General features: G+C 58.9%; 15 protein-coding genes and 3 tRNA genes. 9 read left to right on the top strand and 9 right to left on the bottom strand.

Annotated elements, in window-relative coordinates:
- Nucleotides 1-97: 97 nt before the first annotated feature.
- On the top strand, nt 98-1480 hold the full coding sequence (locus tag K3G63_RS06440) for a sigma-54 dependent transcriptional regulator (RefSeq protein WP_220613233.1): 1383 nt from the start codon (nt 98-100) through the stop codon (nt 1478-1480).
- A 141-nt stretch (nt 1481-1621) separates the two neighbouring features.
- Entirely contained in the window at nt 1622-2923 is a 1302-nt protein-coding gene (locus tag K3G63_RS06435; protein ID WP_220613232.1) for a PAS domain-containing sensor histidine kinase, read from the top strand.
- A gap of 175 nt (nt 2924-3098) precedes the next feature.
- Here the strand turns inward: K3G63_RS06435 and K3G63_RS06430 are convergent, their stop codons facing one another.
- The 4 genes from K3G63_RS06430 to K3G63_RS06415 form a co-directional block, all read right to left on the bottom strand.
- Nucleotides 3099-4562, bottom strand: a complete 1464-nt coding sequence (locus tag K3G63_RS06430) for a toxin-antitoxin system YwqK family antitoxin (protein WP_220613231.1) — start codon at nt 4560-4562, stop codon at nt 3099-3101.
- A gap of 235 nt (nt 4563-4797) precedes the next feature.
- Entirely contained in the window at nt 4798-5979 is a 1182-nt protein-coding gene (locus tag K3G63_RS06425) for an acetyl-CoA C-acyltransferase (protein WP_259404284.1), read from the bottom strand.
- A 104-nt stretch (nt 5980-6083) separates the two neighbouring features.
- Nucleotides 6084-7031 (bottom strand): hypothetical protein, encoded by a 948-nt coding sequence (locus tag K3G63_RS06420; protein WP_220613230.1) that lies wholly within the window; start codon nt 7029-7031, stop codon nt 6084-6086.
- Complete coding sequence (locus tag K3G63_RS06415; RefSeq protein WP_220613229.1) at nt 7028-7936, bottom strand: VWA domain-containing protein; 909 nt, start codon at nt 7934-7936, stop codon at nt 7028-7030. The genes K3G63_RS06420 and K3G63_RS06415 overlap by 4 nt, the downstream gene beginning before the upstream one ends.
- 111 nt (nt 7937-8047) lie before the next feature.
- Between K3G63_RS06415 and K3G63_RS06410 the strand changes: the two genes are divergently transcribed.
- The 7 genes from K3G63_RS06410 to ppk1 all read left to right on the top strand — a co-directional run bounded on the left by K3G63_RS06410 (nt 8048) and on the right by ppk1 (nt 14407).
- Nucleotides 8048-8236 carry a hypothetical protein gene (locus K3G63_RS06410; RefSeq protein ID WP_220613228.1) on the top strand — a complete coding sequence of 63 codons (189 nt, stop codon included), beginning with the start codon at nt 8048-8050 and terminating at the stop codon, nt 8234-8236.
- Nucleotides 8206-8293 (top strand) — tRNA-Ser (locus tag K3G63_RS06405). Before K3G63_RS06410 ends, K3G63_RS06405 begins: the two co-directional genes overlap by 31 nt.
- Before the next feature lie 83 nt (nt 8294-8376).
- Nucleotides 8377-8450, top strand: a tRNA-Pro gene (locus K3G63_RS06400).
- A gap of 48 nt (nt 8451-8498) precedes the next feature.
- Nucleotides 8499-8572 (top strand) — tRNA-Arg (locus K3G63_RS06395).
- A 976-nt stretch (nt 8573-9548) separates the two neighbouring features.
- The gene (gene gyrB / locus K3G63_RS06390; RefSeq protein ID WP_220613227.1) at nt 9549-11537 is read left to right on the top strand and encodes a DNA topoisomerase (ATP-hydrolyzing) subunit B; all 1989 of its coding nucleotides are present in this window, start codon (nt 9549-9551) and stop codon (nt 11535-11537) included.
- A 159-nt stretch (nt 11538-11696) separates the two neighbouring features.
- Complete coding sequence (locus tag K3G63_RS06385) at nt 11697-12077, top strand: RidA family protein (protein ID WP_220613226.1); 381 nt, start codon at nt 11697-11699, stop codon at nt 12075-12077.
- 53 nt (nt 12078-12130) lie between these two features.
- Complete coding sequence (gene ppk1 / locus K3G63_RS06380) at nt 12131-14407, top strand: polyphosphate kinase 1 (protein WP_220613225.1); 2277 nt, start codon at nt 12131-12133, stop codon at nt 14405-14407.
- Nucleotides 14408-14519: 112 nt separating this feature from the next.
- On the opposite strand, the gene K3G63_RS06375 is transcribed toward ppk1, so the two are convergent.
- From K3G63_RS06375 to topA, 5 genes are all read right to left on the bottom strand, one after another.
- The gene (locus tag K3G63_RS06375; RefSeq protein WP_259404283.1) at nt 14520-15512 is read right to left on the bottom strand and encodes a phosphatase; all 993 of its coding nucleotides are present in this window, start codon (nt 15510-15512) and stop codon (nt 14520-14522) included.
- Between the two features lie 136 nt (nt 15513-15648).
- Nucleotides 15649-19377 carry an outer membrane protein assembly factor gene (locus K3G63_RS06370; RefSeq protein ID WP_220613224.1) on the bottom strand — a complete coding sequence of 1243 codons (3729 nt, stop codon included), beginning with the start codon at nt 19375-19377 and terminating at the stop codon, nt 15649-15651.
- A 615-nt stretch (nt 19378-19992) separates the two neighbouring features.
- Complete coding sequence (locus K3G63_RS06365) at nt 19993-20682, bottom strand: NAD-dependent deacylase (protein WP_220613223.1); 690 nt, start codon at nt 20680-20682, stop codon at nt 19993-19995.
- 67 nt (nt 20683-20749) lie between these two features.
- Nucleotides 20750-21643 carry a DUF4846 domain-containing protein gene (locus tag K3G63_RS06360; RefSeq protein WP_220613222.1) on the bottom strand — a complete coding sequence of 298 codons (894 nt, stop codon included), beginning with the start codon at nt 21641-21643 and terminating at the stop codon, nt 20750-20752.
- A 122-nt stretch (nt 21644-21765) separates the two neighbouring features.
- Complete coding sequence (gene topA, locus K3G63_RS06355) at nt 21766-24234, bottom strand: type I DNA topoisomerase (RefSeq protein WP_220613221.1); 2469 nt, start codon at nt 24232-24234, stop codon at nt 21766-21768.
- Nucleotides 24235-24386 lie beyond the last annotated feature (152 nt).

Below are 24386 nucleotides of genomic sequence, written 5' to 3'. Positions count from 1 at the left end.
CTATTCCTGTGCGCTACGATAAAGACGGGCTGCATACCTGCTACTCCCCGCCGCTTTCCTTTCCCACTGCAAATTCCGTCCTTCGCGCTTCTGAGCTATGATACTGATTGTTGACGACGATGTGGCCGTGCGCACCTCGCTGGGGCTCCTGCTGAAACAGGCCGGCTACCCCGCCCGGGGCGTGGCTACCCCCGAAGAAGCCTTGCAGGTGGTACAAGCAGCGCCGCCGCGCCTGGTCCTGATGGACATGAATTTTTCCCTGGATACCAGCGGGCAGGATGGCCTGGCACTGCTGGGCCAGGTAAAGCGGTTGGCTCCCGCGCTGCCCGTGGTACTGATTACTGGTTGGGGTTCCATTGCGCTGGCTGTGGAAGGCATGAAGGCCGGGGCCGCCGAGTTCGTGACCAAGCCCTGGCACAACGATTCCCTGCTGCAAACCATCCGCACCGTCCTAAGCCTGCACGAGCCGGAACCCGAAACCGACCTTGGCACTCTCTCGCGCCGCCAGCTCGATAAGCAGTACAATTTCCAGGGCATTGTGGGGCAGAATGCGCAGCTGCTGCACGTATTGCGCAATGTGGGGCAGGTAGCAGCCACGGATGCCTCCGTACTCATCGAAGGCGAATCGGGGACGGGCAAAGAGCTGATTGCCGAGGCCGTGCACCAGAACAGCCAGCGTCGCCGCCAGCCTTTCGTGAAGGTAAACCTGGGTGGTATCTCCGCTTCGCTGTTTGAAAGTGAAATGTTTGGTCACCGCCGCGGCGCCTTTACCGACGCCAAAACCGACCGGGTTGGCCGCTTTGAGCTGGCTAATGGGGGCACTATCTTCCTGGACGAGGTAGGGGAGCTGGATGTGGGTAGCCAGGTGAAGCTGCTGCGCGTGCTCCAGGACCGCACCTACGAAGTGCTCGGCGACAGTAAGCCCCGCCGCCTCGACATCCGGGTTATCTGCGCCACCAACCGCAACCTGGCCGATATGGTGCAGCAAGGCCGCTTCCGCGAAGACCTGTTCTACCGCATCAACCTGATTACCGTGCGCCTGCCAGCCCTGCGCGAGCGGCCCCAGGATATTCCCTTGCTGGTGCAGCACTTCGTGGATAGCCTGCGCGCCACCTACAACCGTCCGGCTCTGAAAGTAGGCACCCGCGCCCTGCACTGGCTGCAGGAGCAGCCCTTGCCCGGTAACATCCGCGAGTTAAAAAATCTGGTGGAGCGCGCCGTGCTGGTGTCAGGCAAAGACGAGCTGGGCCCCGAAGATTTCCAGGCCCAATTTCAGCGCCAGCCCGCGCGCTCCACCGAAACCGGCGAGCTGCCCGAGCCCGGCACCGTCACCCTCGACGAACTGGAAGCCCAAATGATTCGGCGGACGTTGGAGCACTACGGAGGCAACATCAGCCGCGTGGCCAAAGCCCTGGGCCTGAGCCGCGGCGCCCTCTACCGCCGCCTGGAGAAATACGCCATACCATTTGATGCGGAGTAGAAGCTCCGCTTGCCATCCTGCGCTCAAGTGTAGGGGCTTTACCTCTGGCTACTCCATCAGCAAGCGCCAAAGCGTTTTCCCTTAGGCGCAGCAAGACAGTACCTAGCAGGGGATTTTCTTTCTTTACTCCTCCTTTCCTGCATGACCCTGCGCGTCAAGTTCCTGCTATTTGTAACCATCATTCACGCGGTGCTCATGGTGCTGGCAGGACAGGTAATGCGCACCAATGCGCCCTTATTTATTGGGCTGGAGGTGCTGCTGCTGCTTAGCATTGGGCTTACCGTGCAGCTGTACCGCGGCTTCGTGCGGCCATTTCAGCTGATTGCGGCGGGCACGGAAGCCATTCGGGCCAAGGATTTCTCGATGAAGTTTGTGCCCGTAGGTCAGCGCGAGATGGACCAGCTCATCGACGTGTACAACCACATGATTGACGAACTGCGCAAGGAGCGCGTTACCCAGCACGAGAAAAGCTTTCTGCTCGAAAGCCTGATTCAGGCTTCGCCCGCCGGGGTGCTACTGCTCTCATTTGATGGGCGCATTGAGGGCGTAAATCCGGCCGCCGAGCGGATGCTGGCCTTGCCAGCCATAGCGCTGTTGGGCCAGCAGCCGGCCAGCTTACCCGCCGAGTGGGGGGTAGCGTTGGCGGGCCTTTCCGACCAGCTGCCGCAGGTAGTGCAGCTTTCGGGTATTCAGACTTACCGCGCGCACTCTTCCCGCTTCGTGGACCGGGGGTTTACGCGCCGTTTCATCGTACTGGAGGAGCTGACCCAGGAGGTAATTAAGCAGGAAAAGCAGGCTTACGGCAAGCTGATCCGGATGATGTCGCACGAAATCAACAACTCCATCGGGGCCATCAACTCCATTCTGCAAAGCTTTCACTACTACGCCCCCCAGCTCCGCCCCGAAGACCAGCCCGATTTCACGGAGGCCCTCGAAGTATCCATTGGCCGCAATACGCACCTGGCCAACTTCATGGCCAACTTTGCCAACCTCGTGCGCCTACCCCCGCCTCAGCGCCACCCCACCAGCGTGCACGAACTGCTGCGCACCACCGAGCGGCTGCTGCACGTGCAGGTAGAGCGGCGGCGCATTCAGTGGCATTGGGAACTAACGCCCGGTCTGCTTGTGGTGCCTCTGGACCCCCTGCAGCTGGAGCAGGCTTTGCTTAATATCTGCAAAAACGCCCTGGAGGCTATTGGGGAGGATGGCAACCTGTGGGTGCGCACCAGCCAGGAGCCCGCTCAGATTATCATTGAAAACGACGGCCCTGGTATTCCGCCGGAAGTGCAGCGCTGCCTGTTTACACCCTTCTTCAGCACTAAGCGCGACGGGCAAGGCATTGGCCTCACGCTCATCCGCGACATTCTGTTGCAGCACGGGTTTGCTTTCAGCCTGGAAACGCAGGCCAGCGGCCGTACCGCGTTCAGTATTCGATTTCAGTAGCCAGGAGGCCGGGCATTAGTCCAGAAGCCGTTCTAAGAAAGACAGAACGATGTCGTCTATGCTGAGTGAATAAAGCTGCCCTCCTGCGAAACGACGTACCCATAAAGGGGCCGTAGGTAGAGGTCGTTTCGGAGGAGGGCAGGAGGGCAGCTAGCTTTGGGGTAGCCTAAGCCAGCTAGTTGCGTTTCGCGGGCGCAGTTGGTTTGCGGGCCGGGGCCCCTTTCCCAGCCGGAGTGGGGGTGGCTCCTTCGGCCGCTGCTTGTCCGTTGCGGAAGGTTTTCTTTTCCTGCACGGTTTTACCATCGGGCCCGAAATAGCTCCACACCCCGGTTTGCTTGCCATTGCGGAAAGCGCCGGCAATTTCGGGGGTGCCATCCTCGCGCAGTTGGCGGAAAGCGCCCATTTTCATTCCCTTTACATAGGTGGTTTCGGCCTTCAGCTTACCTGAGGGGTAGTACTCTTGGCCTATCCCAACGGCTTTGCCATTTTCAAAGGTCAGCTTGCTTTGCACGGTGCCAGTGGGGTAGTAGGTGAGTTGCTCCCCAGCCAGCTTGCCGTTCACGTAGGTTTCCTGCTTCTGCACCTGTTTGCCGCCGGGATGGAACGTGCGCCACAGGCCCACGGGTACGCCATTTTTGTACTGCTGCTCTTCCTTGGGCAGGCCATCCTCGTAGTACCCCGTAATTTTCCGGTCGCGGCCCTGGTTGGCGTACTCAATCTTCTGCTGCACCTTCCCCGACTCGTAATAGTCCTGCTGAGTGCCTACCAGCACGCCCTGGCGGTAGGTTTGGGTGCTTTTCACGGCTCCGCTTTCGTAGTAGGATTTGGCCGGGCCATCAAGGTTGCTGGTCCCACCGGCCAGGTTTTTGGCCTGTTTGGTGAGGTCGTCGGCTAAGGGGTTTTTCACGGCCCGGCCTACCAGCGTGGCCGGAGCGTAGGTGCCTTCGGTACGCAGCTTGCCCGAGCGGTAGTAGCTCCGGTACGTGCCACGGCCCGATTTGTCAGCCTGCACATCAGTTTCTACTTGGCCGTTGTCGTAGTAGGTTTTGTAGGGGCCGGCCAGCAGGCCTTTGCTGAAGACGCCCTCACTCTGCAGCTGGCCATTTTCGTAGTAGGTTTTCACTGGCCCATTAGCCTGCCCGTTGAGGTAGGTGATTTCGACCCGGGGCTTGCCCGAAGGGTACAACTCCCGGATGGCTCCCGCTGGCTGACCAGCGCTAAGTGTCGTTTCCAGCTTCACTTCGCCGCTGGGATGGTAGTAGCGGAGCGTACCGGAAGGCTGGTCGTCCTCATACGTGCCTTCCTGAGCTACTTTGCCGTTGTCGTAGTATGTCTTGAAGGGGCCTTGGCGCACGCCCTGCTGGTAGGTTACCTCGAGGCGGCGGCCTCCGTTGGGGTGAAACTCTACGTAAGCCGAGTCGCGCTTGCCGTCCGTGTAGCGGGTCTGGGCTTCCAGCTTGCCCGAGTAGTAAAACCGCTTGTAGGGGCCCTGCATCACCGTGTCGGCAGCTACTAAGGCCGAAAAAATTTCGCGCTTGTGGGTATTGGTCGAGTCGAAGTAGGTAGTGAGGCGCCGCAGCTTCTGGGCCTGAGCAGCCGTAGAAGTCAGAAGCAGTAAGGCAAAGGCAAGTCGTTTCATAGGCGCAAGAACGCGGTAATTCAGAAAGTATTTTCGGGCTGCGCTGGCGGGTGGAGCTGGCTACGGCTTACTGCCAGATGGCAAAATGCACCTCCGGGCAACTTTGCCTGCCCTACCCACCCTGCGCCAGAGCCCAAAACAAAAGCCCTGCCGCAAAATGCATGCGACAGGGCCTTAACATCAGAATCGTCCACAAAATCTGCCGGAGCCGAAAGAATCCGGCAGAAATTCAGCTTTACAGCTTTTCTATCACCAGGCTGCTGGCGCCGCCGCCGCCGTTGCAGATGCCGGCTACCCCAATTTTGCCGCCTTCGTTGTGCAGCACATTAACGAGGGTCGTAACGATACGGGCTCCTGAAGCTCCCAGCGGGTGACCCAGCGACACGGCGCCACCGTAGGGGTTTACCTTAGTGCCTTCCAGCTCCAGCAGCTTGTTATTGGCCAGCGAAACCACTGAAAAGGCCTCATTAATCTCGTAGAAGTCTACATCCTTGGCTTCCAGGCCGGCGTGTTTCAGCGCTTTGGGAATTGCCAGGGCTGGGGAGGTTGTAAACCACTCGGGTGCCTGCTCCGCGTCGGCGAAGCCCCGGATTTTAGCCAGGGGCTTCACCCCCAGCTCTTCCGCCTTCTCGCGGCTCATGAGCAGTACCGCCGCGGCACCGTCGTTGAGGGTTGAGGCGTTGGCAGCCGTTACGGTGCCTTCCTTACCGAATGCCGGCTTCAGGCTGGCAAACTTGGTGAAGTCAGCCTTAGTATACTCCTCGTCGTCGCTGATAACGGTTTCCTTGCCCCGCACCGTAATAGTCACGGGCACGATTTCGTCCTTCTTCTTACCGGCTTGGGCAGCCGCAGCGCTTCGCTCGTAGCTCTGCTGGGCAAAAGCATCCTGTTCTTCGCGGGTGATGCCGTAGTGGGTGGCAGTACGGTCGGCAGCTACGCCCATGGCAAAGTCATGATAGGGGTCCCAAAGACCGTCCTTCATCAAGCCATCAATCATCTGACCATGACCATACTTAGCGCCGAAGCGAGCTTTGTCGAGGTAATACGGCACATTCGACATGCTTTCCATGCCGCCGGCCAGTACCACCTCCGACTGCCCCAGCATAATGGCCTGGGCACCGAACATAATGGCCTTAGTGCCCGAGGCGCACACCTTGTTGACGGTAGTGCACTCTACGGTATCGGGCAGGCCGGCTTTCTTAGCGGCCTGGCGGGCCGGGGCTTGGCCCAGGTTAGCGGAAATAACGTTGCCCATTATCACCTGGTCTACTTCCTTGCCATCAATACCGGCTTTTTCCAGTGCGCCTTTCAGGGCAATAGCGCCCAGCTCGGTGGCGGATAAGGAGGCAAGGCTGCCCCCGAACGAGCCAATGGGGGTACGAACCGCGGCGACAATGACTACTTCTTTGATTTGCATAGAATGGTGGGTGGAATGGGTTGCTTAAGTGGGGTAAAGGTAGGAATAAGGCCGTTAGCCTGGGTAGGGCCGATCTGCTGGCAGCAGCTTACAAGAATACTGTGCTACCAGCCAGGTTTTCCCTTCTGAGGGGGGTGGGTGGCCTTGCGGGGCAGCTGCTGTAAATACTGCTGCTCTGCCGCGTGTAACGCCTCCAATAACTGCCGCGCTTGACCCGAGCTAATATTCATTTGCTGTAAGCGGGCGCGCTGGGTCTGAATATTAGCCTCCGCATTGGGGGCAGCTTCCGTTCCGCCGCGGCGGCTACTTCCACTGGGTACCTCTGTACCGGTTTCCGTGTCGCTGAGTCCTCGCACCGAGCCAGGTTGGTTGCCCTTCGCTATGTTGCGCTGCTCACCGGCCCCGGGGCGCAGGCTATTATTGGTGGAAGTGCCTGGTGCAGAAGATGGCTGGTTAGGGTTCGGTTGTCCGGCCGCATCGGGGCGGGCTTGGGGGGTAGCACGGGAGTCTGCTGGTTCGGCGGGGTCGGTACCTGCGCGCGAAGACGAGGTAGGATCGGCCCTGTTTTCTCCAGGGTCTCCGTCGGTGCCGGGTGGGGGCGGGGGAGGAGCGGCCGCGCGGCGGTGCAGAAAGTTGCGTAGTACCTCGTAGTTGTAACGGGCATCGGCATTGGCAGGATTGGCCACCAGGGCTTGGCGTAGCAGCCCCACTGCCTGCACATAGTCGCCTTTGGTGGCGGCTAATGCCGCTAGCTGTTGCAAGGCCACGCTTCGGATGGTCGGCGTTTTGCTCGTAACCAGCCGGCTGTAATAGCCACGGGCTTCGGCCTGCTGCCCTGTGCGGGCGGTAGCATGGGCTAGGTTAAGCCACACCCTATCATCGGTAGCCCCCAAGCTAAGTGTCGCTGCTTTATAAGCCGCGGCGGCGGCGGCGTAGTTCTGGTGGCGGTAGGCCTCGGCTCCGGTCCGCAACGCTTCGTTGCGGTCATGAATTCGCGTTAGGCCACCCCAAGTGCTGAGCAAAAGCACACCGCCAAGTAGTGTATTTTTCACGGCCGAATCACTTTTACAGTAAGGAGCACATCCAGCAGCATCAGCAATAGGGCCAGGGCCAGGGGGTAGCGGTAGCGGTTATCGGCTACAGAAACAGTGCGTACCTGTTCAGCTTGCCCTTCCAGACGGTTGAGCGCGTTTAGTAGCAGGGGAAACTCGTTGCGCTGATCAGTAAGTTCAAAGTACTGCCCTCCGGTTTGTTCGGCTAAGCGGCGCAGCGGCACGGAAGAAAGGCGGGAAATTGCTTCCCGGCCGCGGGCATCGCGCACGTAGCCCCTTCCCCCTGACTGTGGAATTTTACTGCCTTCCGTAGTGCCTACTCCCATGGAAAATACGCGCGTGCCTGATCGGGCCAGTACCCGAACCGTAGGCTCTAAGTTCTCGCCGAAATCCTCGCCATCAGTAACAAGCACAATGGCCGTAGCGCGGGGCTGAGCATCGGGGGTAGTAGCTGCGGTGCTGTTGTTTAGGCGTTGAAGCACCAACTCCAGCGGGGGCGCTAAGTCAGTACTGCCTGCCGGAACCAGGGAAGTCTGCAGAGTATGCAGGAACAGCTGCAGGGCCGCCTGATCGTAGGTTAGAGGGCACTGCACGTACGCTTCCCCTGCGAATACAATCAACCCCAGCCGATCAGCTTGAAAACGGCTGGTTAAAGTGCTCAGCTCCCCCTTTACTTTCTGCAGGCGGGAAGGCGCCACATCAGGGGCGTCCATGGAGCGGGAAAGGTCCACGAGCAGCCATACATCCTTTCCCGCCGTCCGGACGGGGCGCTGGGTTACGCCATAAGCCGGCCCCAGCAGCGCCGCCCCCAGCAGCCCCACGTAGGCAGTCCGCAGCAGCAGTTTCCAACCCAGGCGCCATCCGCGCTGCCCCAACGGCGCTGCTAAGCGGCGTGTGCGAAGCATGTAGCCGAGGTACAACAGAAAAAAAAGTAGGGCTATTAGCCCCTCAGGCCAGCCTAGCGGATACGCCCAGTTCAGCACGATGGTAACAGCTTAGCGTTCAAAATAAAAGCCATGGCTCAAGCCTTCAAAGCGGGTAGTAAAGCATCAGAAAATACAGCCTGTGGCCTGCAATGTGGCGGCAAGATGGAAGATATTTTTTTTGAAAAAGGTTTGTTTCTCCATTCTGCTTGTATATTTGCACACCTTTCAGCCGGAAAGGATTGCCACCTGGAGAGGTGGGTGAGTGGCTTAAACCAGTAGTTTGCTAAACTGCCGTAGCTCTAAAGGCTACCGGGGGTTCGAATCCCCCCCTCTCCGCACAAGATAGTTGAGGGTTAAAAATTGTGAGTGATGAGTTAAATCAGATAGCTCATGAGCCACAGTTTTTAACCCATTTTTTTCGGGGTGTAGCGTAGCCCGGTATCGCGCCTGCTTTGGGAGCAGGAGGCCGCAGGTTCGAATCCTGCCACCCCGACATGAATAGCCGTCAGCCCGCCTTTGGGGCGGGCGGCTATTTGTTTTTGACCCCGTAGCTCAGCTGGATAGAGCAGCTGCCTTCTAAGCAGCCGGTCATTGGTTCGAATCCAATCGGGGCCACGTTAGCAATCAGCCACTTAGCGTATTCGCTGGGTGGCTTTCTTGTTGGCGGGTATGCATACCATACGATAGTGCCTTCTACAGCAAGGCAGTTGCTAGATCAGTATTCTGCCTTCTGGGCCGGGTGAGGTAGTAGCTAACCATTTTTGACTATTTTCTTATCTACTTCGCTTCCCTCTATAGCTGACTTCTATATTATTCCTTACCTACACGACTATTCTATACGGGTTCCTTTCTCTGTGCCACTTCTCTGTGGGCCGCAACCTGTTCCGCTCAACAGCTTTCCTTAGCTGCTACGGTTGACATTCCTGCCGGACCACTTGGGGTAGCAGCTGGCCTTATCACTGCTTACGTGGCTAATTTCGGCAATAACACAGTCAGCATTTACGATACGCGCACGCCCACAGCACCTGTGCTGCGTAGTGGCGCAAACACTACACTCCAACGTGCCCGTGCTGTCGTGTCTGCCGGAAATAAGATGTATGTGACTGGTTATGGCACTGGCTCTGCGGCCACATATAACATGCAGCCTTCGACGTTAATGATCCTGCGCAGCACTACTCCGGCAGTAAACCGCGGAGCTGTTCTCTGCCGTCTGAGCCTTGGCAAGGGCGTAACCACCGCCCTGCAACTGATGTAGTATGACCCACAACAGCCCGTCTGCGTGCGGACGGGCTGTTGCGTAGATTATGGCCTTGCTCGTGTGGACCACAGAAGCAGGGTGCTACTGGACTGTAAGAAGCGGCTCCCAGGCAAATGGTTGTGAACAGAGGCCGGCATGTGTGCGGCCTGAAAAGGGACCGAAGGTGCCAGCCAGTAGCGCGGAGGCAGCAGGGCCGAGGCGCTGTTTCCGACCCGTAGGTGCAAATCGAGGGCAGGCTTCCGAACCCGGGTAAATCGGCCTTTTTGCTGGCAAAAACCGATTTTTTTCGGTATCTTTGCCTACTTACGCACTAAGCGCTGAACCAACCGCAACATGAGCGAAACCAAAGAGAAAAAAGCCCCCGCTGAGTACTCCGCCAACAGCATTCAGGTACTCGAAGGGCTGGAAGCCGTGCGCAAACGTCCGGCGATGTATATCGGTGACATCGGTATCAAAGGCCTCCACCATTTGGTGTGGGAAGTAGTCGATAACTCCATTGACGAAGCCCTGGCTGGCTACTGTGATACCATTCACGTTACCATTAACGAGAATAACTCCATTACTGTCCGCGACAACGGTCGTGGTATTCCTGTTGACTTTCACCAGAAAGAAGGCCGCTCGGCTCTGGAGGTAGTCATGACGGTGCTGCACGCCGGCGGCAAGTTCGATAAGGATACCTACAAAGTATCAGGCGGCCTGCATGGGGTAGGGGTGAGCTGCGTGAACGCGCTGAGCCAGGACCTGAAAGTAACCGTGCGCCGCAATGGCAAAGTCTACGAACAGGAATACAAAATTGGGGCCCCCCAGTACCCCGTGCGCGAAATCGGCGAAACTGACGAGCACGGCACCCAGGTAGAGTTCCTGCCCGACGATACCATCTTTACCGAGTCGGTGTACAAGTACGCTACCATTGCCTCCCGTCTGCGCGAGCTGGCCTACCTTAACAAGGGCATTAGCATCATTCTCACGGACCGCCGCGAGAAGGGCGAGGATGGGGCTGAATTCCTGAACGAAACCTTCTATTCGGAAGGTGGCCTGGCCGAATTCGTGCAGTACCTCGACGGCTCGGAGCGCCATGCCCTGATGCCGACCCCCATTCACGTGGTGAGCGAAAAGGGCAACACCCCCGTGGAAGTGGCCCTGCAGTACAACGACTCCTACCAGGAGAATATCTTCTCCTACGTTAACAACATCAACACGCACGAGGGCGGCACCCACGTGGCCGGCTTCCGCGCGGCCCTCACCCGCACGCTCAAAGCCTACGCCGACAAATCGGGCAAGCTGGAGAAAGCCAAGGTAGAAATTTCGGGCGAAGACTTCCGCGAAGGACTCACGGCTGTTATTTCAGTGAAAGTTGCTGAACCCCAGTTCGAAGGTCAGACCAAAACCAAGCTGGGCAACAGCGAGGTGAGCGGCGCGGTGAACACGGTGGTAGGCGAAATTCTGGCCCAGTACCTGGAGGAAAATCCCAAGGAAGCGGGTATCATCGTAGAAAAAGTAATCCTGGCCGCCAAGGCCCGCATTGCTGCCCGGAAGGCCCGCGAAATGGTGCAGCGCAAAACCGTGCTGGGCTCCAACTCCCTGCCCGGCAAGCTGGCCGACTGCTCCGAGTCAGACCCGCAAATCTGCGAAATCTACCTGGTGGAAGGTGACTCGGCCGGTGGCACGGCCAAGCAGGGTCGCAACCGGGCATTTCAGGCTATTCTGCCCCTGCGGGGTAAAATCCTGAACGTGGAGAAGGCCCAGGAGCACCGCATTCTGGAAAACGAGGAAATCCGGAACATGATTACGGCTCTCGGCGTGACCTTCGGGGTACCCGCTGACCCCGAAAAGGGCATTGAAGCCGACGCCAAAGCCCTCAACACAGCCAAGCTGCGTTACCACAAAGTCATCATCATGACCGATGCTGACATCGACGGCTCGCACATCCGGACGCTGATTCTGACCTTCTTCTTCCGCTACATGCGTGAGTTGGTGGACCGCGGCTACATCTACATTGCCCTACCCCCCCTCTACCTCGTGAAGCGGGGCAAAGAGGAGCGCTACTGCTGGACCGAGGAGGAGCGCGCAGCCGCCCAGGAAGAGCTTGGCCGAGGCAAGCCCGAAACGGTAAACGTGCAGCGCTACAAGGGACTGGGCGAGATGAACGCCGAGCAGCTCTGGGAAACCACTATGCAGCCCGTTACCCGTTCTCTCAAGCAGGTGACTGTTGAATCGGCTGCGGAAGCCGACCATCTGTTCTCTATGCTCATGGGCGACGAGGTAGCTCCCCGCCGCGACTTCATCGAGAAAAACGCCAAATACGCTAAACTCGACGTGTAACTACCTTCGGAAAGGCCCGCTGCAAAGCGGGCCTTTTTTCGTTGTGATGTAGCGAGCAAAGTGTCTGCTTAGCAAGTAGTAGTATCTACGTCGATACTTTGCTCGTGCTTGAAACGTAGTCTTCTCTATTCCTGGCCCGTTGTTTCTTACCCTTCTTTCATGCGTCAGCTTATCTCTTCCGGAGCTCCCTGGGAGCCTGTTATCGGTTACTCCCGCGCCGTGCGGATACACAATCTGGTGGAAGTAGCTGGCACCACAGCCCAAGACGGCGACACCGTTACCGGCAACGATGCGTACACCCAGGCAAAGCGGGCGTTGGAGAAAATAGGGGAGGCGCTGCATGCGGCTGGGGCTTCGCTGGAGCATGTAGTCCGAACCCGCATCTTTTTAGTCGATATAGCGGACTGGGAAGCTGTGGGGAAGGCGCACGGAGAAGTTTTCGGGGACATCAGGCCCGCTTCTACCTTGCTAGCCGTGCGTGCGCTTATTGATCCGAAGTTACTGGTAGAAATAGAAGCCACCGCTATTATTCCGGGCTAGCTATACTTCTACGGGCGTTTGCTCGTATTTTGTCCGGCCTTTCTTTTCCTAGCATGAAACTGTTCAAATCCGCCGACCTCATCCGCAAAAGCAAGTACATCAGCCGCGACCTGAGCTGGCTGCGCTTTAACTACCGGGTGCTGGACCAGGCGCGCGATGCCAGCCGCTCCCTGTTCGATAGGTTGCGGTTTATGGCTATTACCAGTAGCAACCTCGATGAGTTCTTCATGATTCGGGTGGGCTCGCTCTATAACTATATCGATTACGGCAAGGAGCGGGTCGACTACTCGGGCCTGCGCGAGCTGCCGTTCCGGCGCAAGCTTCTGGACTTTGCCCATCGATTCATCAACGACCAGTCGCTGACCTACCTCAACGAGCTGAAGCCCCTCTTCGAGAGAAACGGCTTCAACGTGCTTCGGATGGAGGAACTCACGGAGTTGGAAGTGAAGAAAGCCGATGGCTACTTCAAGAACACCATCTTCCCGCTGCTCACGCCCATGGTATACGACTCCTACCACGGCTTCCCGCTGATGATGAACCAGATGCTCATCTTCGGGGTAGTCACGCGGGCGGGGAGCGTGCTGGATGCCGAGCCCGACAAAGGGCAGGAGCGCCTCACCTTCGTGCAGATTCCGCAGAACCTTTCGCGCTTCTTCGAGCTGTCGCGCAAGGACAAGGTGATGTTTGTGCCCATTGAGGAAATCGTGCGGGCGAACCTGCCCAAGCTGTTCCGCAACGTCGAAATCGTGTCGGCCAACTTGTTCCGCATCACCCGCAACGGCGACTTTACCCTGGAAGAGTCCGACGACATTGACGTGGACTTCATCAAGGAAATTCAACTGGGACTGAAAACCCGTAAGAAAGGGCGGGTAGTCCGCCTGGAAGTGGAGCCCAATGCCTCAGCCCTGCTCATGCAAGTGCTCCGGGAGCGGTGGAACATCGACAATGGCAACGTGTTCGTTATCAACTCCCTTATTGATATGAAGGGGCTGCTCCAAATTCTGAAGCACCCCAATTTCCGGGGCAAGGGCTTCAAGCAGCCGGCGGCCGTCACGCCCTTGAGCTTGCCGGAGGGCACTGAGGACAACCTCTTCGAGTACCTCAAGCACCACGACGTACTGCTGCACCACCCCTACAACAACATCGACCCGGTGGTGCGGCTGCTGGAGCAGGCCGCTGAAGACCCGCACGTACTGGGTATTAAGCAAACCATTTACCGCCTTGCCGATGACTCGCGGGTAACGGCCGCCCTGCTCAAGGCCGCCGAGAACGGGAAGCACGTGTCGGTACTGTTCGAGGTGAAGGCCCGCTTCGACGAGGAGCGCAACATCCGGGAGGGCGCCAAGCTGGAAAAGGCGGGTTGTTTCGTCATCTACGGGGTGAGCAAGTACAAGACGCACACCAAGATGATGATGATTATCCGTAAGGAAGGCGAGAAGGTAACGCGCTACGTCCACATCGGGTCAGGTAACTACAACGAGCAAACCTCGCGCATCTACACCGACGTGAGCCTGCTTACTACCAACGACGTGTACGGCCACGACGTGTCGGAATTCTTCAACGTAATTACCGGTCATTCCCAGCCCGACGACTACGAGTACCTGATTACGGCCCCCAAGGACATGCGCCAGCAGTTGATTTCCCTGATTCGGGAGGAAGTGCGCAACGCCAAGAAGGGCCTACCCAGCGGCATCGTTATGAAGATGAACTCCTTGGAAGATAAGGAGATGATCGACGAATTCTACAAAGCCAGCAAGGCCGGGGTGCCCATTCGGTTTATTGTGCGAGGTATCTGCTGCCTGCGGCCGGGTAGGGTAGGCCTGAGTGAGAACATTGAGGTGCGCAGCATCGTGGGCGACTACCTGGAGCACTCCCGCCTGTTCTACTTCCACCAGGCGGGGCACCCGAAAGTATACGCAGGCTCCGCTGACCTGATGGTGCGCTCCTTCGACCGCCGTATTGAAGCCCTCTTCCTCATTGTGAACCCGCAGCTCAAGCGCGAGGCCATCAATATTCTGTATTTCAACCTGAAGGACAACCAGAATACCTACGTGATGCGCGAGGACGGTGCCTACATCCGGCGGCAGCCCGCCGACGATGAGCCCGTGTCGAACGTGCACCGGGAGTTCTACAACAAGAGCTTTGGACTAGTGGCGGAAACGGCCCTTTTCGACGAGTGGCTTTCCTGCGCTACCATCCGCAGCTCTTCGGCCGAAGACAACAACCAGCCGGCCGAGTCGGGGGAGGAAGACGCTAGCGCCCCGGGCGAAGTGGTAACCGCCGACGTTGGCCTGGACCCCGAGGCCGACGAGGAAGCCGCGCTGGAATAGGGCCTCCTAACAGCCATAACCACAACGCCCCTGGTGTCAGCTCCGACACCAGGGGCGTTGTGGTTATGGCTGTTAGGGTAGGAGCTGTAGTAACTACCAGCGCTGAGCCTGCTTATTCTACCTCGGTGGGTCGGCTTTGAACGGCAGGCTTGGGGCAGCCGGGCTTCAGGTCGCCGTCGGCGCGGATATCGTCGAAGTGGTCCTCAAACAGAGCCTGCAACATGCCATCCTTGAGGCCAATATCGGGCACAATCATCTGGTGCACATCGGCCCACTCCATGGCGGAAAGGTAGATGTGCCCGGCCGGCACAATCACGTCGGCGCGGTCGGGGTTGAGCAGGGCCACGTTCACCCGCTCGTCCATGCTCATGCCGGTGAGGTGGTCCAGAACGGTGGCAATGCGCTTGCGCGTGACGGGCTTGTCGAGCTGGGGCTGAGCCAGGCTGTAGAGCTTGTTGATGTTGCCGCCCGTACCAATGGCCCGCGACACGTGGTAGCGGCGGGCATTTTCAGTTACCCATTCCTCCATGCGCTGCCAGGTTTCGCGCATGGCTTCCGTGCTCAGGCCGGCCTCTTCCTGCTGCATGCGCCGGATACTACCTACCTCAAACGACTGCGAGGCTACTTTGCGACGGTTGTAGTAGATGTTGAACTCGGTGCTGCCTCCGCCCACGTCGATGTGCAGGTAGTGCTTTTTGTCTTCCAGCAGGTTCTCGATTACCCGGTTGATGTAGGCGGCTTCAGCCTGCCCGTCAATAATCTGCACCGTTATACCCAGCTCCTGCTGAATACGGGCCGCCACCTCGGGGCCATTTTGGGCCGTGCGCATGGCCGAGGTAGCGCACACCAAGTAGTGATTGGGGGCCACGTCGTGGACCTCCATCAGCAACCGCAAGGCGTGCAGAAACTTAATGAACTTGTCCTGCTTTTTCTGCGAAATCCGACCGGTGGCAAACACATCTTCGCCGAGGCGCAGGGGGTAGCGCACGTACTCCACGCGCTTGAGCCGGTACCGGTCGCCGTAGTGGAGCACCGCCGAAATCTGGCACCGTACGGCGTTGGATCCAATGTCGATGGCGGCCAGCTTCAGAAGAGGATATTCCATGCAGCAAAAGGGAAAGGAAGAGAAGTAGGGCAAATATAGGGCTTCGGGGCAGGCCTGACGCATTTTCTGTCTCCGGGCTACGCAAAAGCGCCCCGCCAGAGGCTGGCGGGGCGCAAGGTAGAAAGCAGTGGCAGAATTAGTTGTCAATCCGGAATCCGAGCCCAAACTGAATCAGGCCATTTTCCGGCGACTTCTGGTAGGACACTGATAAAGCAAGCTGGTCGGAAACGGGGGCAATGTAGAAACCGGCCCCGTAGCCGTCGTGCCAGCCTTCGGGGGAGGAGCCTTTGTAGTATACCCGGCCCTTGTCGTAAAAGCCAAAGATACCGTAGGAAAAGGGCAGGAAGGAGGTTTGCACGCTGCCCAGAGCAAGGCGTAGCTCGGTGTTCAGGTACAGGCTGGCGTCGCCGGTGAAGCGGTTGCGGTAGTAGCCGCGCAGGTTTTCGCGCAGGCCCAGGCTGGTGAACTTGTAAAACGGAATGTCGTCGTCGTTGCCGTAGTTCCGGCCCCCGCCGCCCTTTACTACCAGCGTCACCGGAATGCCCAGGCGGGCCGTGCCGTAGTACTCGGCAAAGCCCTGAGTGAGGCCAAAATTGCCCTTGTTGCCGTTGAGCTGGTGGTAGGTGTCGTGCTGCACCCGCAGGCGCACCCCGCGCCGGGCAAACATCTGCCGGTCGCGCAAATCCACGTCCAAGAGGGCATTTACGCCAATCAGGCGCTGGAAGTCCGTGTTCGGAATCCGGTCGTCGGGTACAGTGGTTGGCCGGGATTCCAGCTGGCCCAGGTAGCTGCCGGCGGCGTAGTTGGAAGTGTACTGCTCGTAGGTGGGCCCGAGGCGGAAAACGCTGCGCTGCCAGAATACCCGCTCCGTAAAGGCGTTCAGCGTGAAGCCTTTGTAGCGGGCTTTGTAGTATTTATCATCGTAGAGGTCCTGGTCTTTGCGGGTGTCGTTGCCCAGGCCGAAGAAGTTGTAGAACGGGAAGAAGTTGCCGTACTCGGTGCGGGCCCCAATATCCCACTTCCCGAAGGCGTAGCGGTGGCGGGTAGCCAGAGAAACCTGGAAGTTGCCGCCGCTGGAGCCCCGAATGTCAAACGAGTACAGATTCTTGAAGCCCGGCTTACGGAAGCCCTGCCGCACAAAATCCACGCCCGCGCCTACTCCAATCCCGTCGTTGGCATTCACAATAACGGTAGCGCGGGGCTTGTAGGTGTTGTACTCGAACTCCTCCCGGTCGTAGCGGTTCACGTCGGGGCGGGTAGAAGTGCGGTTGTCGCTTTCCGGGCCTAGCTTCAGGTCGGTATCGGGCACGTCGTAGACCTTCGTAAGGGTGCGCAGCCCGCCTACCCGCGAGTCGTCCGCAATCTGGTCTTTGCCGTCGCCGCCGATAATGCGCACCAACACGCTCCTGCTGGCCCTACCCGTCACCGTGAAGACATCCTTGCCATCAAGGCCGTAGAGGCTGATTTCCTCGGTTTCCCGGGGCGAAAAAGTGCGGTCGAAGAGGGCGTTTCCGTTTGGTTCATTGCCCTCCTTGGCTTTGTCGAACATCTGCACCCGCACCTTGCCGTCAGGCTGGCGCTCCACACGGAACACTTCGGCCTTGTTAGATCCTACTACATCCACACGCTTAGCCAAGAGTAGATAGTAATCATCCAGGGCCTTTGGAAGCTGCTGAATGCGGGCCTTGAGCTTACGGTTCAGGTCGTTGGCCGACAGGTCTTTCAGCTCGGGCGGCAGCGTACCGGTAGCCTCGTCAATGGCAGCGGGCGTAATGCGCTCCTGCATATAGCGGCCGATTTCCTGCCACTGCTCCCGGCTCAGGCTCTGCAGCAGAAACCGGTCGAGGTGGCGGGCGGGCCAGTTCAGGCTCTTCATATCATGAAATTCGGCCTGGAAATCCTCAATGCTGGGCACGGCCCACTCGCGGTTCGCAAGGTAGGTCAGAAAGCCATTCCAGAGCGTGAACGACTGGTCCCGGTCGCGCGGAATGGGCTTGTACACGGTCTTCTTACCGTCTTGGTAGCCGGCCCACTTCCAGTTGTCTTCGTGCTTGCCGAAGTCGGCGACCAGCATATCAAAAGCCCGGGCGCGGCCCAGATTCACGGCGTCGATGCGGTTGTCGTTGTCTTTGTAGAGCTGGCGGAAGAAGCTGAAGGAGCGGCGCACGTCATCGGCCCCGCCGAAGCCGGGCAGGTTAGGCTTGGGGTCCACGGGGCGGTCTTCCAGAGTGCCAAACAAGCCGGCATACTCTTCGCGGTAGGGGCCCAGCTGCTGGTTGTCGGGCAGCACGAAAAGCCGCGGCCGGGCGTGCAGGATGTCGGTTTTATCGAGCAGGGAGCCAGTCACCAGCGCCGAGTAGGGGTGGGCCGTGGGCGTAATGTCGCGCAGCACATCGGCGGCAAAGGAGCTGCGCAGCTCAGGAGGCAGAATGCGCGTCACGTCCTTGTCCACGGAGCGGAACACGTACTCCGAAGAGTCGGCGGCAATCAGCTTCAATGACGTGGTCTGACGCCCGCCGCCCCGTCCGAAGGGGCGCAGGCCACCTTTTTCGGTAGCTAAGTTCAGGGTTTGCACCTGCACCGGCTGGGTCCAGGAACTGCGGTACAAGTCGCCGAGCCAGAAACGGGAGGATCGGCTGCCAGCGTATTGCTTGCCCGCCGCCAGGGTTTGGACAGGCTGAAAGGGGGCGTCGGGCTTCCCTGCTACTACCCCCTTGGGCACGGTAGGGCACTCGGGGATAAAGCTGTTCACCGGTATCTGGGCCAGCCGTGGCTCCTGGCAGGCCGACTGGAACAGCGTGGCTGCGTACGCTTCTTTTGCGTCCGGGCTACCTCCGTTAAAGGTGTAAAAGGTAGTTTTGACGGTGCCATCGGCGTAGTACTCCAGCTTGGAAAAGCCCTCGGCTGCCTCGTTGAACTGCGACCGGGCGTTGGCACCTACGTGCTGCTTTGCGGCAAAGGAACCCGATACTAGATGGTAGCTGCCCTCAGCTTGGGTGAGCTGCAGGCTGAAATCGTGGGCGGCAGCATACACGGCGCCGGGATGGTCCTTGAGCGTGTTCAGCATTTCCTTCTGGAACTGCTGGTAAGCCGGATTGGCTTGGTCGCGTGGGGAGCCCACGTTCTGACGGTACGCCGCGTACACGGTACCGGCCACCGGTGGCAGCAAGTGGCGGCTGAGGGGCATGCGGCCTCCGTACACACCGTTGCTGAGCACCGGCTGGTGACCCACCAGCAGCACGTTACGGCCTTTGGTGTCATCCAGCACGTCCTGCAACTGCTCCCGAAACTCCTCCCGGGTCATGGTTTTGCAGTCCGTATCGGGGGCTTCGGGTTTGTCGAAGGGGTGAGTCCACCAGGGCGAGTTGATGGCCACCAGCCGCACCAGCGGAGCCACATCCACGATTTCGGGGCCGGGGCAGCCGCCAGTGGGTACGAAAGCGTTTTGGCCGGGCAGCTTTTCTTCGATGTATTTCTCCAGGCGGCGCACCCGCTTCAGGCCATCGGGGCCGGAGTTGGCCCAGTCCTTGTCGCCGGGCACGAAGTAGAGCTTGCCGTTGGGCAGGCCTTGTACCAAGGCAATCAGGGCGTCGGCACGGGCCGTCTGGCCGGCTTGGGAGGAATCCTTCTGGCTGCCTAGCCCCTCGTTGCCGACGATGTCGCCGAGGTGTACAACGGTGAAAGTGCCGGACTGCTGTTCAAGCGTGCGGCGCAGGGCTTGCAAGTGAGTGGACGGCAGCTCGGTAGTGGCCGTGTTACCGAGCAGAAACACCGTATGAGCCGGGGGCATCGACTGCGCAAAAGCCGGAAAAGAGGCGGCCAGACCCAGACCGGTCAGCAGCGCCCGAGTGTAGCGTAAGGGCATAGATAGGGGAGTGTAGAACCTGCTTCTACGCAGAAACGAGTTTTCCGATTTAACTCGGCTTTAATTTCAACTCTCCTAAGTGCAGTAAGTTTACTAGGTAAGCCGAGTACAACCCAGTAGCACGATGCCGCGGGGCGGCAGCACCCACTGCGTAGCGCGCACGCGGCCCCCTACCCGTAAAGTTTCGGATTCCAATCGGCGACACGGCAATAGGGCAAACCCGGAAAAGACCAATCCTGGTCAAACGGGCCGTAAAGAGCCGCCGCCCGCTCGCCCGGGTTGTCATGGCGCAAGGCCGTGGCCGGAAACAGTAGCAACAAAGCCCCGAGCCCCCGGTGCCCCCACAGGCAGCCAAAGCCACTACATCAGCACTGGGTAGAAAAATACAGCCAGTAGCCACTAGTGCCGCTAGTGCCACCCGGGCACCAGGAGCTAACCCAGGGTAGGCAATGCTCCTCAATCGGTGCCAAAAGCCTGTTGCGTTACTAGGTATTAGTATAAGCAGAGAAACTAGGCTACCCCTTAGCTGACCAAGCCCGCTTCTGCGTTTTGCTCGATAGGCAGAAGGCTCCCGATGACAGCGGCTTGGGGCTAATGCACGAGAATGAGAGCACGCTACCCCTCCTGCAACTTGGCTGCTACCCGGGGCAGGCCGGTGGTGGCAGGCTCAGTGATGAAATGCAGGTTAGGCCGGGAAGTAACGGGCGGGCGGCTGGGGTCAATGATGTAGATGGGCGTGGTACGCGGCACGTAGTTTATAAGATTGGCGGCCGGGTACACCTGCAAAGACGTGCCCACGACAAGGAACACGTCGGCGGTGGCAGCTTCTTCCACGGCGCGCTCCATTAGTGGCACAGCCTCGCCAAACCATACTATGTTCGGCCGCAACTGGTGGCCCTTCTCGCATAGGTCGCCCAGGGCAATGCGGTCCTCCTCCATGGGGTAAATCAGCTGGTCGAAATACGAGCTGCGTGACTCAAACAGCTTGCCGTGCAAATGAATAACCCGCGAGGAACCGGCCCGCTCGTGCAAGTCGTCGACGTTCTGTGTGACGATGACAACTTCAAAATCATCTTCCAGAGCAGCTAAGGTCTGGTGTCCGGCATTGGGCTGGGCGGCCCGGGCGGCAGCTCGGCGCTGGTTGTAGAACTCCAGCACCAGTTCCGGATTCTTGGCCCAGCCCTCGGGGGTAGCTACATCTTCAATGCGGTGTCCCTCCCACAGCCCATCGGTGCCGCGAAAAGTAGCCAGGCCGCTTTCCGCTGAAATACCAGCTCCAGTCAGGGCAACAAGTTTCTTTTTCATGGTAGCAAGTTTATGCCAGAAGACGAGGCCTGACGCCGGATGGTTGGGGTAGCCCCCGTTCCCGCCACTACCTCTCCGTAAACCGGCCTAATTCGGTGCGGTGAAACGTCCACTCTGGCGTGTAGATGTATTCCTGGGCGGGGTCGAGTAAAAACCAGGCACCTGCTCCTGGCCGGGGGGCTGCTTTTAGCACATGAACCTGCTGAGCGGGCATGTAGCTCTGGGCCAGCAGGGCCATGCGCCGGCCCGTAGCAGGCTGAGTAGCCACGTCGAGCACCAACACGGCGTGCCCTGGCGAGCCGCCCCGGATGAGCACGTCGCCGGGCTGCACCTCGGCCAGCGGGGTAGGCCGCAACTCGCGGCTGAGGGAAAGGGTACCGGCATAACTGAAAATCTGGTCGAGGTAGCGGCGAAAAACGGCGTGGGTAGGTTGCTCAACTGGCTTGGTGGCCGCCAGCACCTCATTGCCCACCACCTGAAAGCCGCGGCCCGCATACCAGTCCTGAAACCTGATGTCGTGGCCGCTAGTGAGGTGAAAGTGCACCAGGTTAGGCTGCTGGCTGAACAGGTACTCGGCCCGCAGGCGAATAACAGCATCGGCACACTGCTGCAAATCCCGCGCTCCTACGTCCAAGTCCACCACGGCGGTGTGCACATCCTGCCGATGTTTGAGTTGCCCGTTGTGCAGGCGCACTGGAGTGCCGGCGGGCAGCAGCGGCAAGGCCCGCAGCCATGCCCCAAACGAGCCCACCGCTACTGGCTGCCGCTGGTAACCCGTTGGAACCGGAAAGCGTGCCGCCAGCGTCTGGCTGAGCCGGTAGCGCCCGGCTGGCAGCCAGGTGTACGTACTGCATCTACCCGGGGGGCGGGGACTCGCCAAACAAGAAGAGGCCGGGGGCAAACGGGCAAATACGGCAGCAGTTTCCAAAACTGCTGAAACCAGCACCGCAATGGCTTTCATAAGCTGTTAAAATATCGTAATAGACTAATATAACGGCAGCCGTAGTTGTAGTATTTCAGGTGAGGAGAAATAAAAAAGGCTCAGCCGATCAAGCTGAGCCTTTTTAGGGGAGGGAATAGCTGCTACTTCGTCTTGTTGGTCGCTTTCTTGGCAGCAGTACCAGCTGCTTTTTTGGCAGCTGGTTTTTTCGCAGCGGCAGGTTTCTTGGCCGCTGCTTTCTTGGCGGGCGTATCGGCTTTTTCCGTGGCGTCGGGGGCTGCTTTCTTAGCGAAGCGTCCACCCTTAGCCGGTTTGTCGGGGGTAGCTTCGGCCAGCTCCAGGCAGCGCTCCAGGGTCAGGCCCGCTGGCTCTTCGCCTTTCGGAATCTTCACGTTCTTTTTGCCTACCACGATGTAGGGCCCAAAGCGGCCATTAAGTACCTGTACATTGGGGTTCTCGGGAAACTCCTTAATCAGGCGCTCGGCATCGGCCTTGCGCTTGGCCTCAATCAGGTCAATGGCTTCCTGAGCCGTGATGGTGTGTGGGTCCTGCTCCTTAGTCAGGGAGTAGAACTTGCTGTCGTGACGGATGTAGGGACCGAAGCGGCCCAGAGCAGCCGTCATATCTTTGTCTTCAAACTGTCCCACAATACGGGGCAGCTTGAACAGGTCGAGGGCTTCCTCTAGGGTGATGCTCTCAATAAACTGACCTTTGCGCAGGCTGGCGTATACAGCCTTTTCCTCGGAGCCTTCCTTGGGCTCAATCTGCACGTAGGGCCCGAAACGTCCTAGGCGAGCCGTGATTTTCTGGTTGGTCTCCGGATGCGTCCCGATTTCGCGGGTGCTACCCAGGGTGCTGCGCTCAATGTCCTGACCCCGCTCCACGGTTTCGTGGAAGGTACTGTAGAAGCCGGCCAGCATGTCGGTCCACTGCTCCTGTCCGTCGGCAATGCGGTCAAACTCATCCTCTACCTTGGCCGTGAACTGGTAGTCCACAATAACGGGAAAGTGCTCCACCAAAAAGTCATTGACAACCATGGCGGTATCAGTGGGGAAAAGCTTGGCTTTGTCGGCTCCGTAAGTTTCGGTTTTAACTTCGGTTTTTACCGCGTCGCCGTCTAGGCTGAGCACGTGAAACTTACGCTCCTTACCCTCCCGGGAGTCTTTCTCCACGTAGCCGCGCTTCTGAATAGTGCTGATGGTAGGCGCATAGGTCGACGGACGGCCGATGCCCATTTCCTCCAGCTTTTTCACCAGCGAGGCTTCGGTGTAGCGGGCGGCCGGCGCGGCGTAGCGCTCCGTAGCCCGTAGCTGCTGCAAGGGCAGTTCCTGCCCTACACTCAGCGGCGGCAGCCCCCGTGAAAACGACGATTCGCCTTCCTGTTCGTCATCGTCTTTGCTTTCCGTATAGGCTTTCAGAAACCCCTCGAAGGTAATGACCTCCCCCGTGGCCGTAAGGGTAGTGCCGGGTTGGGTACTAATGCCGATGGTAGCCACGGTGCGCTCAATCACCGCATCTGCCATCTGCGAGGCCAGGGCCCGCTTCCGGATCAGGTCGTAGAGGCGTTGCTCCTGAGAGTCGTCGCCGGCCTTGACGAGGGCAAAGTCAGTGGGGCGGATGGCTTCGTGCGCCTCCTGAGCCGAAGCCGACTTGGTTTTGAACTGCCGCGTCTGGGCGTATTCGGCCCCGTAGGCAGCAGTAATAGCCTCTTTGGCGGCTGTCAGGGCGTCCTGAGAGAGGTTCACCGAGTCCGTCCGCATATAGCTGATCTTGCCGCCTTCGTAGAGCTTCTGGGCCACGCTCATGGTTTGTGCCACTGAGAAGCCCAGCTTGCGGGAGGCTTCCTGCTGCAGGGTAGACGTAGTGAAGGGCGGGGCGGGGCTGCGCTTGCCGGGCTTTTTTTCCAGGTTCTCGATGCGGTAAGCTGCGCCTACGCACCGGCTCAGAAAAGCTTCGGCTTCTTCGCGGGTTTTAAAGCGGGTGGGTAGCTCGGCCTCCAGCACAGCACCACGGCCCGCGTCGAAGCGCGCCACCACGCGGTAGGCGGAAGACGTTTTGAACTGGCTGATTTCCCGCTCGCGCTCCACCACCAGGCGCACGGCCACCGACTGAACTCGACCGGCGGAAAGCCCAGTTTTTACTTTTTTCCAGAGTACCGGGCTCAACTCAAAGCCCACAAGGCGGTCCAGCACGCGGCGCGCCTGCTGGGCATTCACCAGATTCAGGTCAATTTCGCGGGGGGTAGCAATGGCGTTGAGGATGGCATTCTTAGTAATTTCGCGGAACACAATACGCCGGGTTTTCTCGTCGTTCAGGTTCAATGTTTCAGCCAAGTGCCAGGAAATGGCCTCGCCCTCCCGGTCATCGTCACTCGCTAGCCACACGGTTTCAGCTTCCTTAGCTAGTTTCTTTAACTGGCTGATAACCTCCCGCTTATCGGCTGATACGACATAAGTAGGCTTAAACCCATTGGCAATGTCAATGGCGTTATTGTCTTTGGGTAAGTCGCGCACGTGGCCGAAGCTCGACTTCACCACGAAGTCCTTGCCCAAGTAGCCTTCAATAGTTTTGGCTTTGGCCGGGGACTCGACGATGACTAGATTTTTAACCATAGGGGGGTGGGACTACGCTAGGCTTGTTTCGGGGAGAAACGGCGGGGGCAGCGCAAAAGTTGAATTTTGCCGCAAAGATGCTGGAATAATCCGGCGTAACAGTAGAAAAGGTGTAATTATAGCCTCTGCTACCAGTAAGATGCTTTCCCGGT

The organism is Hymenobacter sp. HSC-4F20 (assembly GCF_019599275.1).
Lineage (GTDB): Bacteria > Bacteroidota > Bacteroidia > Cytophagales > Hymenobacteraceae > Hymenobacter.
This window is presented reverse-complemented; position numbering and strand designations above follow the sequence as displayed.

What these genes read in the sequence shown, in the direction of transcription:
- K3G63_RS06410 (WP_220613228.1), top strand. Translation starts at nt 8,048, where the DNA reads ATGGCTCAAGCCTTCAAAGCGGGTAGTAAAGCATCAGAAAATACAGCC.
- K3G63_RS06435 (WP_220613232.1), top strand. Translation starts at nt 1,622, where the DNA reads ATGACCCTGCGCGTCAAGTTCCTGCTATTTGTAACCATCATTCACGCG.
- K3G63_RS06370 (WP_220613224.1), bottom strand. Translation starts at nt 19,377, where the DNA reads ATGCCCTTACGCTACACTCGGGCGCTGCTGACCGGTCTGGGTCTGGCC.
- K3G63_RS06440 (WP_220613233.1), top strand. Translation starts at nt 98, where the DNA reads ATGATACTGATTGTTGACGACGATGTGGCCGTGCGCACCTCGCTGGGG.
- K3G63_RS06425 (WP_259404284.1), bottom strand. Translation starts at nt 5,979, where the DNA reads ATGCAAATCAAAGAAGTAGTCATTGTCGCCGCGGTTCGTACCCCCATT.
- K3G63_RS06360 (WP_220613222.1), bottom strand. Translation starts at nt 21,643, where the DNA reads ATGAAAGCCATTGCGGTGCTGGTTTCAGCAGTTTTGGAAACTGCTGCC.
- K3G63_RS06375 (WP_259404283.1), bottom strand. Translation starts at nt 15,512, where the DNA reads ATGGAATATCCTCTTCTGAAGCTGGCCGCCATCGACATTGGATCCAAC.
- K3G63_RS06430 (WP_220613231.1), bottom strand. Translation starts at nt 4,562, where the DNA reads ATGAAACGACTTGCCTTTGCCTTACTGCTTCTGACTTCTACGGCTGCT.
- ppk1 (WP_220613225.1), top strand. Translation starts at nt 12,131, where the DNA reads ATGAAACTGTTCAAATCCGCCGACCTCATCCGCAAAAGCAAGTACATC.
- K3G63_RS06415 (WP_220613229.1), bottom strand. Translation starts at nt 7,936, where the DNA reads ATGCTTCGCACACGCCGCTTAGCAGCGCCGTTGGGGCAGCGCGGATGG.
- gyrB (WP_220613227.1), top strand. Translation starts at nt 9,549, where the DNA reads ATGAGCGAAACCAAAGAGAAAAAAGCCCCCGCTGAGTACTCCGCCAAC.
- K3G63_RS06365 (WP_220613223.1), bottom strand. Translation starts at nt 20,682, where the DNA reads ATGAAAAAGAAACTTGTTGCCCTGACTGGAGCTGGTATTTCAGCGGAA.
- topA (WP_220613221.1), bottom strand. Translation starts at nt 24,234, where the DNA reads ATGGTTAAAAATCTAGTCATCGTCGAGTCCCCGGCCAAAGCCAAAACT.
- K3G63_RS06385 (WP_220613226.1), top strand. Translation starts at nt 11,697, where the DNA reads ATGCGTCAGCTTATCTCTTCCGGAGCTCCCTGGGAGCCTGTTATCGGT.